This is a genomic window from Nostoc sp. DSM 114167, from assembly GCF_052692655.1.
The window spans coordinates 6,471,959-6,484,965 of sequence record NZ_CP195116.1 but is presented as its reverse complement, the minus strand read 5'-3'; the positions used below and the strand labels follow the sequence as shown (position 1 = coordinate 6,484,965).

The 13,007-nt window shown below is 38.7% G+C and carries 8 protein-coding genes; all 8 read right to left on the bottom strand.

The genetic code is table 11. The features are described from left to right. Positions 1–13 precede the first annotated feature (13 nt). A complete protein-coding gene (locus NSTC731_RS27470; protein WP_445627723.1) occupies positions 14–214 on the bottom strand; it encodes a hypothetical protein in 201 nt (66 codons plus the stop codon). 112 nt (positions 215–326) lie between these two features. Beyond that, on the bottom strand, positions 327–998 hold the full coding sequence (locus NSTC731_RS27465; RefSeq protein ID WP_445627722.1) for a DevA family ABC transporter ATP-binding protein: 672 nt from the start codon (positions 996–998) through the stop codon (positions 327–329). A gap of 43 nt (positions 999–1,041) precedes the next feature. Further along, entirely contained in the window at positions 1,042–2,214 is a 1,173-nt protein-coding gene (gene devC / locus NSTC731_RS27460; RefSeq protein WP_445627721.1) for an ABC transporter permease DevC, read from the bottom strand. A 14-nt stretch (positions 2,215–2,228) separates the two neighbouring features. Further along, positions 2,229–3,470, bottom strand: a complete 1,242-nt coding sequence (locus NSTC731_RS27455) for an ABC exporter membrane fusion protein (RefSeq protein ID WP_445627720.1) — start codon at positions 3,468–3,470, stop codon at positions 2,229–2,231. A gap of 219 nt (positions 3,471–3,689) precedes the next feature. After that, the gene (gene sbnB, locus NSTC731_RS27450; RefSeq protein WP_445627719.1) at positions 3,690–4,715 is read right to left on the bottom strand and encodes a 2,3-diaminopropionate biosynthesis protein SbnB; all 1,026 of its coding nucleotides are present in this window, start codon (positions 4,713–4,715) and stop codon (positions 3,690–3,692) included. Positions 4,716–4,778: 63 nt separating this feature from the next. Next, positions 4,779–5,795, bottom strand: coding sequence for a 2,3-diaminopropionate biosynthesis protein SbnA (gene sbnA / locus NSTC731_RS27445; RefSeq protein ID WP_445627718.1), 1,017 nt, complete (start codon positions 5,793–5,795; stop codon positions 4,779–4,781). A 385-nt stretch (positions 5,796–6,180) separates the two neighbouring features. Then, complete coding sequence (locus NSTC731_RS27440) at positions 6,181–7,494, bottom strand: MFS transporter (RefSeq protein WP_445627717.1); 1,314 nt, start codon at positions 7,492–7,494, stop codon at positions 6,181–6,183. 1 nt (position 7,495) lies between these two features. Beyond that, entirely contained in the window at positions 7,496–12,889 is a 5,394-nt protein-coding gene (locus NSTC731_RS27435) for an amino acid adenylation domain-containing protein (protein ID WP_445627716.1), read from the bottom strand. Between the last annotated feature and the right edge of the window lie 118 nt (positions 12,890–13,007).

The following is a 13,007-nucleotide window of genomic DNA, read 5'->3' as shown; positions in this document are numbered from 1 at the left end:
CCGATCTCCATCTTTACAACTCACTCAACACCCCATCACCTGCAACCATATTTTTGGCATCAGGAGTTGCAAGCCAAGGAAGAAGCTCAAAACCGCAGATGCCGTCTGTGATACGTTGACTGATGCTGACTTCTAAACTTTGTAATGTCAACTTCAAGATGATTCGTTTTTTGCCTAAAGCACGAAAATTGAGGTGAATAGTATTATATAACAAAATGGCACTAAGAAAAGCTATAAGGTATGCGAGATAAGGCTTATACCTTTTAAAGCTAGACAGCAGAGTAATGGCATGAGCAAGGCGAAGGTCAACCGTTAACCGTCATCAATTAATACAAACACCCATCTTCCATATGAATAATGCGATCGGCAATATCAAGGATGCGGTTATCATGAGTGACTAGCAAAATTGCACAACCTTGGTTTTTTGCAAGTTGTTGCATCAATTCAACAACATCACGTCCACTATTTTTATCTAAAGAAGCAGTTGGTTCATCAGCAAGAACTACTCTCGGTTGACTAATCAAAGCCCTAGCGATCGCAACTCTTTGCTTTTGTCCTTCAGAAAGTTGTTCGGGATAGTAATTTATCCTGTGCATTAAGTGAACTACATCTAGTATTAACTCTGCTCTTTTATCTAGTTCGCGCTTAGAAAGATTATGATGCAAATTCAAAGACATCTGCACATTTTGAGAAGCTGTTAAAAATGGTACTAAATTATGTCTTTGAAAAATATAACCAATTTGGCGACGTAATCGCAGAAGTTGTTTATCGCTAGCTCTATAAAGTTCACAGTCTAAAACTTTAGCACTTCCCTCTTGAATTGACCTTAAACCAGCAACTAAAGTTAATAAAGTTGTTTTCCCCGAACCAGAAGGCCCAGTCAAAATTACAATTTCGCCCGGTTGCACTGTTAAATTAATATCAAATAAAACTTGCTTACGTAATAAACGTTTACCAAAATAGTGATTAAGATTTTGAATTTGAATAACTGGTTGCATGTTTGTTATTTGTTATTTGCATTTGTCATGATTTATTCTTCAATTAGCGAAAGAGATCGGCAGGATCGGCTGAACGTAGTTTATTCATAGCTAGTAAGCCAGCGATCGAACACATTGTAGTTGTGAGTAAAAAGACAATTATGGCTCGACTCAAAGTCATAAACATGGGGAGACGAGTTGCGTCTTGAACAAACTTATATAGATAAAGACATAGAGCAAATCCAGGAATGTACCCCATCAATGACATTAAAATAGCTTGTTGAATAACAATACTTACTAAATATAAATTGGAATATCCAATAGCTTTGAATGTTGCATATATATATAAGTTGTCAGCAATTTGTGCATATAAAATTTGATAAACAATCACTCCACCAAAAACTAAACCTATAAGTGTACCTAAATTAAAAATAAATCCAATTGGAGTAGAATTCTTCCAATGTTCTTTTTCCAGTTCCATGAATTTATTTAATGTAATTAATTTGACAGGAACAGCATCATTGTTGCCAGGAAATCTTTTGGAGAATTCTTCAATTACCTTTTCTGGTTGAATACCTGGATCGAGTTTGACAACTCCAACAGCAACTTTTTCTAGCGGCACATTCAGTAATTGAGAGTAATTTAAATCACTAGTAATGACCAGCCCATCTTGAGACATGACTCCTCCTCCCAGTGAAAATAAACCAACAACATTGATTTTGTGATTTGATAATTCAGTAGTAATCAAACCTTTATTTTGAAAATCTGAAGCAATAGGGCCATATTCACCTCGTGATAATTTATCGAATAAAACCGTATCTGGTTTTTGTAAAGTATCTAATAACTGATTCACATCTGGTAAATTTAAAACTGGTCGATCGGGTCTAAACGCGCAAACTCCTATAGTCTCTGTCACTGAAGTTTCAGGATTTTTAAATTTACCATCAGCAAAATATAATGGGCTAGCTGATGCTACACCATTAATTCCTGAAATCATATATAAGTAATTACGAGGAAATTCTTTGATACCAAAAAAGTAGTTAGTGTCAGCATGAAGTAAAACTAAATCTGCTTGAATGGTTTTATGTATAGTGATTGCATCTTCATATAGACCATCACGAAAAGCTAATTGGATAAACATAAGAAACACTGCAAAAGTTACGCCCATTAAAGTTACTAATAAACGAGACTTTTGGTATGTTAGTTGTAGCCAAGCTATAGGTATTTTGGGAATCATAATTAAATCAAAGTTTATGGATTAATATTAATTCTTGCTTCAACTTGCAAGTTAATTAGTTTGGCTGCTTCCTCAGTATCCAATGGATTAAGACGAATTTTAACTTCGACTACCCTAGCATCTATGTCTAGAGTTTTATCTCCGTTAAATACTTCTTTTTTACCAACTTGTAAACCGATTTTCTCAACTTTGCCATTTAGCTTTTTAGCTAATGAACTACTAGATATGGTAGCTTTATCTCCTATTTTTAATTTACCAACTTCAGTTTCATAAACTTCAGCGATTACATACATATCTTTGGTTTGAGCTAAATCAACTATTCCCTTATCACTAATGCTTTCTCCAGCAAAAGTGTGAATTTTTAAAATTGTGCCATCTACGGGAGCATAGACATAAGCTAAATATAAATCGGCCTCTGCTTCAACTATGGCTGCTTTTGTTTGTTCGTATTGAATTTGAGCAACTTGTATATCTTCTGGACGAACTTCTTTGAGCTTTTCTAAGTTGGCTTTACTCTCTAAAATCTGCTTGGGAGAAGTTGATAAAATTCTGTTGAGATTAGCTTTTTCTTCATTGATTTGTTCTTGAAGAGTAGCAACATTTAAACGTTTACTATCAATTTCGGAAGCCGCGATCGCACCTGCTTTATATAGCTGCTCAAAACGTGAATATTCTGTTTGAGCGTTCTTCAATTCTGCATCTAAACGGGCAATTTTTGCTTTTTGAGTAGCTATATCTCCCTGAAATTGAGCTTCTATATTAGCAATTTGTGCCTTCTGAGCAGAAATTTCTCCTTGTTTGGCATCACCACTTTTTATTTTATCAAGCTCTGCTTGAGCGACTTTGGCTTTTAACTTAGCTTGTTGTAGAGCAGCTTGTAGTTTAACTAAGCTGTCTAAAATAGCAATTACCTGTCCACGCTTAACTCGATCTCCTTCTTTGATAAAAATCTTAGATACCCGCGCATATTGAAAAGACGAAGAACCGGAGAGGTTAATAATTTTATCCTTAGGTTGTATGCGTCCTAAAGCAGTAACACTTTCATTAACAACAGGTTTAGAGGTAGGAATTACTGTAGTAGCGTTCTGACTTTGCTTAGGAGATTGAGAACTTAGAAAACTATAGAGTGGTAAAGCGATCGCAGCTCCAATTACAGCCAAAACTAAGGGCACTGTCAAATTAAAGTTTATATGTTTTTTGAGCTTCATGTTCTGACTTTCATAAAAAGATTGCAGCTTTTCTAAATTCTTGGGCATGGCCATATATTTCAATTACTCCTAATAACCGATACTAATTCGTAGTTCGTAATTAAACATCCTGTAAAATGTATAAGTAAAACGGTTTTTAATCTGCTTTTTCGTTTTTCAAGAATATATCCTTTACCGAGTTTGTATGAGATACTTCTTGATATTTTTGTACTTGTTTGAACCATCAATACACAAAAATTCCAAAGTGATTTACTTTGAAACTAATATTTAATTGCGTTGTAGCCAGGAAATAGGGAAAAATGATTGAATAATTGTTCCTTGATTTTCTTTAATAGCTAAATCGTAGGCTAACTTTCCTAAAGCTAAGTCAAGGATGCCTAATCCAAAAGGACTGAATACAGCAATTTTGTTATCTTGTCGTGGTTGAGCGACACCATTAAGAATGCTGCCTATACTACATCTAATAAAATCTCGGTTATTTGTGAGTTGTTCGGCAAGATGAATAGATGTTTGAGCACGGCATACATGGTCTATATCATCAACAATATTGTCGGCTGATAAAATGAATTCTGGTGATAAATCTCGTAGAGATATATGCAAGATTATTTTATTAGCATTACTATCTAAAGTATCGAATATATATGGTTTACTTGCTGTTGTGCCAAAAGATATTAAAGATGCAGCTTGTAAAACACTGCTGGGATCTTCCAAAATAAGAATATTTAAGTGCTCGCATAACTGCTGACATTTAAGTTTGAATTGCTTTGCTCTAGCTAAACTTAAATCATGAATAAATAAGGTTTCTATTTCAGGGCGACTAGCTAAGAGAAAACGCAAGGTTTCAAAATTAATTAAACCACAGCCAATCATACCTACTTTAGTTAATGATTGCTCACCCTGCAAACGATCGGCCGCGATCGCAGCACTAGCAGCAGTACGTTTTGCACTAATCACAGAGCTTTCTATCATAGCTTGGGGACGGCCATTCTGTGTTGAATTTAAGATTAATACAGCTGAGGCTCGCTCCATATCCATAGCTAAATTGTCTGGAAAAGAAGCAATCCATTTGATGCCTGCTACCTCAAACTCACCATCTAAATAAGCTGGTAAAGCAATAATTCTATTTTTAGTATTTTGTGGAAAACGCAAAAAGCTAGAATGAGGCAAGAAACTATTACCTTGTTCATAAGTTTGATAAGCAGATTGAATGATTTGCATTATTTCCAAATCACGGTTGTGAAATAACGAGACAATTTCATCGCCTTTCAAAATAAGTATTCGATCGTCGTTCATACAAAAAACCTCTGTTGTGTAGTAAATAGAAAATATCTAAAAAGCGAATATTTAGCAGATAACTTAATCTTGCCAAGCAGAAGAAACATTACCAAAATATTTTTCAACCCAATTATCTGAATAAATTGTGTCAAGGTAGCGTTCACCGCGATCGCATAAAATAGCAACACAGTTTGCACCATTAGGTATCTCTCGTGCTTTCTTGGCAATTGCAGAGATAATTCCTCCTGATGAACCTCCAGCTAGTATTGCCTCTCGTTTGAGTAAACTACGACAACCCACAATACAATCTAAATCAGATACATACAAATGTTCATCCTCTAATCCAGGTTTAAATAACTCTGGAATTCTTGCTGCACCAGGCCCAGGAATGAGTCGTTTACCTCGTTTACCTCCGAAAATCACACTTCCTTCAACATCAACAGCAATAATTTTTGTCTTAAGCTTTTTACCCTTAACATATTCAGAGCAACCACGAAGTGTGCCACAAGTACTAGTAGCACAAAACAAGTAATCAAGCTGTCCATGTAGTGCTGTAACAATTTCATGTACAGTCTGATAATGAGCATAAGAATTATTTAAATTGGCATACTGATTGCACCAAAAGCTATTGGGAATAGAAGCAATCAATGACCTCACTTGATTAATTCGAGCTGGCAAATAATCTCCTGTGATTGGATCTGGCTTTGCTACTAGAACAATCTCTGCTCCATATGCTTTAAGAATATTGATATTTTGTTGTGTTGTTCTCAAGTCAACTACACAGATAAAACGTAAGCCGAGAAAAGTACATGCTTGCGCCAGACCGATGCCTAAATTCCCGGAACTAGATTCGATGATTGTAGTTTCAGAATCAATTTTTCCTAATTCAAAGGCTCTTTTGAGCATATTGAAAGCTGGACGGTCTTTGATACTACCTCCAGGATTAAACATTTCTAGCTTGCCAAAAAGTTGAAAGCGATCGCATTGCATAATCCGGTTTAACTTAATCAAGGGTGTATTACCAATTGTCCCTAAAATCCCTTGGTTAATTGAAAATAAATCCAGATGTGATATATCCTTTTCTGTAGCTAATATCATTTTCTACTCCTAAAATTTTAATCTAAGTTAGCAATATCAAACCGATTACACAAATATTGAATAACCTGAAGACATAGCTTTATGAATTACACACGGATTGTGAAAAACGAACCGCAGATGACACTAAGGATAAAAGCTTGAGATGCTTTTTTATCTTGTAACAATTAGCTTTTTAGTCTCCTTGCACCTTGACAACTTGGTGTGAGCTTTTAATTAATATTGTCAGCAATACAAAAGTTATTTATGCAAAAAGTCTACGATTAATTCAGTTTCCAATGGTTGACCGATCGCCGATGACTGTTAAGAGATTTTCATAGTTTGTTATGAATTACGTTCATGACATCTCTTGCATAAATCTTTTTTAGTCAACACTCAACATTGTTATTCATATAACATCCGGTAGTTCATCTTCTACTAGCCGTAAACGAGGGTACTGATAAGCTGCTATAGCCACTAGTACAGTTAGTGCGCCCATGAGGATTAACATTAGACCAATGCCGCGACCTGGACCAACACCGATAATTTGTCCAATACTTCCGGCTAAGGGGCCGTTAGCAACCATTAAAGGCTCAAATATTTTGTCAGCTAGTGGCCCGGCGATCGCATAAGCCAACGGAAACGATGCATCAGCAACCATTTGCCGTATTGCAAAAACTCTTCCTTGCACATCAATGGCAACTTTTTTTTGAAAGATAACTTGAACACAAGTGTTTAAAATCGGCCAGCCGAAAAAGAATAGAAAAGCAGCAAGAGTAATCAGTGGGACGGAAGCGCGTAACCCAGCAACTACAATACAAAACCCACCAAGTAACTGAAACCCAATCACGCTATGAATTAATCGTTTTGGCCCGCCACGAGTACTAATAATCAAACTGCCTGCTAGCAAACCAATACCAGCAAAGGATGTCATCGTACCCAAGACAGCAGGTGAGGCAAAGGACAGCACCAATGGTCTAATTAGCACTTCAACGGCTCCCACAAGTAGATTACTGATGGTAAAGAACATTAACAGCCCTAAAAGCCCTGGTCTGACAGTGATATAATCCCAGCCAGAGGTTACTTCTTGCAGTAAGGAACTTTTTTGAACTGTCTGAGAGTGACTAATACTAGTGATTTTCGGTTCAGGGAACTTCACCAGTAATAAAGGGATGATGCCAAAGAGGAAGGTGAGGAAATCAATTAGGATAATTCCCTGTAGCTGAATAGTGACTAAAAGTAAGCCCCCCAGTATTGGTGATAGAAGTTGAGCGACTCCTCGTCCTAACTGGATCATGCCACTGGCGCGGTCAAGGTATTGTTTAGGAACCAATAAAGTAGTAGCAGCACTATAAGCTGGCAACTGAAAAGCGCTGAATCCAGAACTGACGGCGGAAGCGATGCAGATGTGCCAGACTTCCAGCTTACCAGCGAAAAGTAGTAAAGCGATCGCCAATGTACTCAGACCAGCACCAAAATCACTGAAAATCATTACCCAACGACGCGGCCAACGGTCTACCAAGACACCAGCCACCGGGGCGATTAAGCTTGATGGTAAGCTAGCAGACAGGAGAATTAAAGCCAGCAGGGTTACAGACTGTGTATTCTGATATACCCGGATTCCTAAGGCAAAACTCGTAAGAGACGAGCCGATTAGAGAACCCATCTGACCCAACCAGATGAAGATAAAGATTCGCATTCCAGTTTTAGAGTGTCGGCTCATGTTATTTCACTCCACTATTTACCTGTGCTTTCTCAATGCATATTTGCAAGCGAGCGGCTAGAGTCAGAACATGGGGTTGAGTCATCATTGTTACATGGTCGCCAGGGACAATATGAACCTCTACTGTTTTGCTAGAAAACTCGTTCCAGCCTAAAGCTGGGTCTTGTAGTATCTCTGAGTATTCAGACAGGCTAGAAACATCATCAGAATTTACCTCACTTGCCCGAAAACAGGTAATTTGACTCGGATAGATATGCTGTGGCACATAAAAATCAAAAGCTTCGCCTGTGGCTTTACTAACCTTTAAAAAACCTCGTAGTTGTTTTGTTCCCACCTGGGGTGGTAATAGGTTAGCTACTTTCAACCTCTGTGCAAGGTAATTCAATTTTGCTTCTGCATCTAGAGTCAGCAAAGTTTCATAACAAAACTCGACTTTCTTTTCAAAGAAGCGCTCCATTAACCGAATCAAGTAGATTAGATCCTTAGCATCATTCCCGTCAATAGTTACAGGCTTATTGAGATTAGGAACTATGGCCATTACATCTAAAATGGCAAGTAAAGCTACTTCATGCCCTTGCTGTTGCAATTGTTGAGCCATCTCAAAAGCCACGTAACCTCCGAAAGAATGACCGCCTAGAAGGTACGGCCCTTGTGGCTGAATTGTCTGTATAGCTGCGATATAGCAGCTAGCCATCTCTTCAATGCGGGTATGGGGTTCAAGTTCCCCATCTAAACCCCGTGGTTGCAAACCGTAGAATGGTTGCTCTGAACCTAAAGAACGAGCTAGATGATAAAATGCAATCACATCCATCGCGCCCCCAGGCACACAGAAGAAAGGTGGCTTAGAACCGTCTGGCTGAATTGCTACCAAAGGCGACCAAGACTGAGAATCTTGATGCTGGCTGATAGTACTAGCCATTTGTTCGATTGTGGGGTTTTGTAAAAGTGTTGCTAAGGGGAGATTTTTTTCTAACTGCTGCTGAATTTGAGCCATTAGGTGCACAGCTAACAGAGAATGACCACCGAGTTCAAAGAAGTTGTCTTGGACGCCGATAGGGTGAAGATTAAGAACTCCTTCCCAAATTGATGTCAGTTGTAGTTCTAGAGAACCACGAGGCGGGACAAATTTAGTCTTTCTAGTAAAGTTGGATTTATCTGGTGCGGGTAGGGCGCGGCGGTCTACCTTACCGTTGGGTGTTAATGGTAGAGACTCCAGCATCACAAAAGCTGAGGGCATCATATACTCAGGTAGTTTCTCTTTGAGAAAGTGACGCAGTTGCACTTCTAAATCTGGAGTTTCCACTTGTTTATGTGGAACTACATAACCTACTAAACGCTTATCTTTTGTCTGTTCCCAAACAATGACCACGCACTCTTGCACTTTGGGGTGTTGTGCTAGCACGGCTTCAATTTCTAAAAGTTCAATGCGGAAGCCGCGAATCTTCACCTGATAGTCAATGCGACCCAGAAATTCAATGTTACCGTCATTGAGGTAGCGGGCTTTGTCGCCAGTTTTGTAAAGGCGAGTTCCCGGTAGCCCAAAGGGATTAGGAATAAAGACTTTAGTTGTGAGTTCGGGATTATTGAGATAGCCACGACCAACTCCTGTCCCTCCAACATATAATTCACCTGCTACCCCAATCGGTACGGGTTGTAGTTGGGGGTTTAGGATATACAGTTGTGTGTTGGCTACAGCCTTACCAATGGGCGTATTGAGAGTTTCTATCCCTAATGGCTGGTATATAGGGTAATGCGTGACATCATCAGAACATTCTGTTGGGCCATAGGCATTTAACATGGGGATGGTGGGGTAGTATTCTAACCAGCGATCGCACAATTTGGGCGGCAATGCTTCACCTGTTAAAATCAACCAGCGTAACTGAGATAAATCAGGACGCTTTTGGTTATGTAGGTCTATTTCCTGAAGCATCATCTGCAACAGCGAAGGCACAACCTCTAGAATAGAAATTTCGTGTTGCTGAATCTGCTCTAACAATTTTGCCGGGTTACGCACAACCTCATTGTTGAAAATGTGTACCCGTCCACCTACAAGTAATCCTACCAGCAATTGCCAAACCGAGATATCGAAACTTTGGGGTGCAGTTTGAGCGATCGCATCACTTTCTGTAAGCTTGAGATCCAATACCTTAGCATATAAATGATTCAGCATCCCGCGATGGGTAATCATTACTCCTTTGGGCATTCCTGTAGAACCAGAAGTGTAGATGACATAAGCCAAGTTTTCACCTGTCACCACAGTTTCAGGATTCTGCTGACTATGTTGAGAAATAACTGGCCAGTCTGCATCTAAGTAAACTACATCTGCTTTATGCTCAGGCAATTTAGTTTTTATGCTCTTGTGAGTCAACAGCACTGACAAGAGCGAATTTGCAAGAATGTAGGCTAAACGTTCTTGAGGATAGGCAGGATCTAATGGCACATAAACCCCGCCTGCTTTGAGAATCGCCAGAAATGCCACCAGCATCTCTAAAGAGCGTTCAGTATAAACACCTACTAATACTTCTGTTTTTACCCCCAAAGACTGTAAATAATGAGCTAGTTGATTAACTTGAGCATTCAACTGAGCATAAGTAATCCTATGTTCTGCAAAAACAACGGCTACTTGCTCAGGTGTCTTTTGAGCTTGGACTGTAAAAAGTTGGGTAAATATTTGCTCTGGAAATGCTGTTTGAGTTTGATTAAAATCAGCTAAAATCTTCTGTTTTTCCGGTTTTGTCAGCAAGCTAACCTGCAAGATAGATTGGTGATTATCCTCTAATAATGCATCTAAAACCTGAATAAAATGTTGAATTGATAAGTCAAGTGATGCCTGAACAAAAGTATCACAGTGAAAATCAAAATCAATACTCAGATTATTAGATAAACTCACATCACGTATTTGAACATTAAGACTTTCATTAGCATGTCTGCTATGAATCCAGTCAAAAGCAATTTGAGTTTCAGCGAAGTTGATAAATGTCGATGTATGATAGTTTAATACCACATCGTAAACCGGATTTTGGCGAGGATTTCTCACTACATATTGACTATAACGTAAGCTATTCAAAATAGTAGTGCCAATTTTTTTAATTAACGATTGAAAATTGTCGGTTTTTTCAATTTCAATGTGCAATGGTAAAACTTGCACAAAAGAGCCGATAGTCTTTTTAAAAGTTGGCGAACGTCGATTGTGTAAGGGAATGCCAATAGTTAGTTGTTGATTACCACTGATGTGATAGAGGTAGATTGCCAATACTGCTAAAAAAATATTAAACACAGCAGTATTTTCTGTAACTGTGGCACTATCTTCTTGAATAGCCAGGGTTTTGATTTTTTGAGTGCGTTCAAAACCTAATTCATAAGAAACCCTGTGAGCGAAAGTTGTTGTCTTGATGGGTGTTTTACCATAGAAACTAAGTGGCTCTATAGGTTCAGCTAGCTTTTGTTGCCAATAGTTTTTGACCTTGTGGTAACGTTCAGAATCTCGATATTTTTTCTCATACTCTATATAATCTTGAAACTGAGGTATTTGTATTACCTTTGGTAGGCAATTATTGATGGCAATAACATATAATTCTGACAAATAGTGAAAGATTAAAGATAGGGATAAACCATCTCCGATAATTTGATGAATATTGAAATACCAAACAAACTTTTCTGGAGAAAGTTTGATTAAGACTGTATCAAACAAGCATCTTTCTAAATCGAAGATTATTTGAGAGCGTTTGGATAATAAATCAGAAACGGCTGTAGCAGAGTCAGCAACTTGCGAGAAATCTACAAAATTTACTACATAGTCAAAGTAGGGAAGTACTTTCTGTTGTGGTACACCATCTACTTCTAGAAATACCGTTCGTAAAGCATCACTAGAATTAACTAAAACTTGAAACGCAGCTTGGAAGCGGATTAAATCAATGGCGGTAGGGATAGTAAATTTTAAGGGATTATTGTAGATTAATGCATTTGGATTAAATTTATGTCCTAACCAAATTAAGAGTTGATGCTCTGTGAGGTTAGATTGCTGACTCACATTATTAATATCTTCTGTTTTGGCCCTAAGTCCACTAGCTAGCAAAAGCTGTGAGAGAGATTGCTCTGATTGAACTACAATATTTTCTAGTAAACTTTGTAAATGCTGCAACATTTTGGCGATCGCAGCATCATCAAAGCGGCATCGATCGTAACCAATCCCTAGAGACAATTCTGGGTTAGTTTCAGCCAGCATTGTCAATGGATAATTGTTGCGTTCAAAAAAACGTAGATTGCCAATTTCTAAGCTGCCATACTGTTTTTGATGAGAAATGTCAGGATAGTTCTCAAACACCAAAAGGCTCTCAAATAGAGACATTCCTCTAGGTAGTTCACTCCATTCCTGAATATCAATCAGCGAACTGTATGAGTATTGCTCCCGTTCTACTTGCTGCGCCTGAAGTTGCTGTAACCAGGGAATGAGCGAAGCTGCTTTTGAGATTTGCGATCGCACTGGTAGAGTATTGATAAATAATCCCACCATCGATTCTACACCTGCTAGCTCTGGCGGACGACCAGATACGGTAGTGCCAAAGACTACATCTGACTGTCCACTGTTGTGGCTTAACAAAAGTGCCCATATACCTTGAAGCAGAATGTTCAGAGTCAAATGATGCTTGCGGATTAGAGCTTGTAAGTCTTCTGTCAGCGCCATTGACAAGTGGATTTCTTGAACACCATAAGTCTCTTTTTGACCAAATGGATTACTGACATCTTTGTTACCGAGACGAGTAGGAGCAGTAAAGCCTTTGAGTACTTGTTGCCAAAAAGTTTTAGCAAATCCTTGGTCTTGTTGTTGTAACCAAGTAATGTAGTCTTTGTAAGGGCGTGGCGATGGTAAGTAGAAGTTGTGAGCTTTTTTGCCTGCTTCGTAGTAAGCTAAGACTTCTTTAACAATCAAAGATGAAGACCAACCATCAAGCAGTAGATGATGATGACTCCAAACAAATTGGTGGATATCTTCAGCTAGCCTGATGAGGGCGCAACGCATTAGTGGAGCCTGGTTTAGTTGAAAGCCTTGTGCTCGATCTGCCTCTAAAAAAGCCTCGACACGTTCTTGTTGTGTAACTGAGGATAATGTCCGCCAATCATGGTTAATCCAGGGTAAGTTTACTGATTTGCGTACAACTTGTAAAGGTTTTTGAGTGTTTTCCCAAACAAAGAGAGTGCGTAATACTGAATGTCTCTGTACTACTGTTCGCCAAGCTTGCTCGAAAGCTGAAACATCTAATTTGCCGTAGAGGTTGTAGCTTGACTGCTCGAAATATATACCCGAATCTGGCGCGAACAGGGTATGAAAGAGCATACCTTGTTGCATGGGGGATAGGGGGTAGATGGATTCAATGTTTTTGTTGTGTTGATTCATTTGCCTACGAAAAAACGAACCACAGAGAAGCCAGTGCGTTGGGCGGGTTCCCCGACTTGTTTGCTCTTAGCGTTCCCAAAAGGTAGCAACTGGCGCGACGCAGAGAACACGGAGAAAT

Excerpts from the sequence above, each read along its gene's own strand:
- sbnA (WP_445627718.1), bottom strand. The coding sequence starts at position 5,795 with ATGATATTAGCTACAGAAAAGGATATATCACATCTGGATTTATTTTCA.
- NSTC731_RS27440 (WP_445627717.1), bottom strand. The coding sequence starts at position 7,494 with ATGAGCCGACACTCTAAAACTGGAATGCGAATCTTTATCTTCATCTGG.
- sbnB (WP_445627719.1), bottom strand. The coding sequence starts at position 4,715 with ATGAACGACGATCGAATACTTATTTTGAAAGGCGATGAAATTGTCTCG.
- devC (WP_445627721.1), bottom strand. The coding sequence starts at position 2,214 with ATGATTCCCAAAATACCTATAGCTTGGCTACAACTAACATACCAAAAG.
- NSTC731_RS27465 (WP_445627722.1), bottom strand. The coding sequence starts at position 998 with ATGCAACCAGTTATTCAAATTCAAAATCTTAATCACTATTTTGGTAAA.
- NSTC731_RS27435 (WP_445627716.1), bottom strand. The coding sequence starts at position 12,889 with ATGAATCAACACAACAAAAACATTGAATCCATCTACCCCCTATCCCCC.
- NSTC731_RS27455 (WP_445627720.1), bottom strand. The coding sequence starts at position 3,470 with ATGCCCAAGAATTTAGAAAAGCTGCAATCTTTTTATGAAAGTCAGAAC.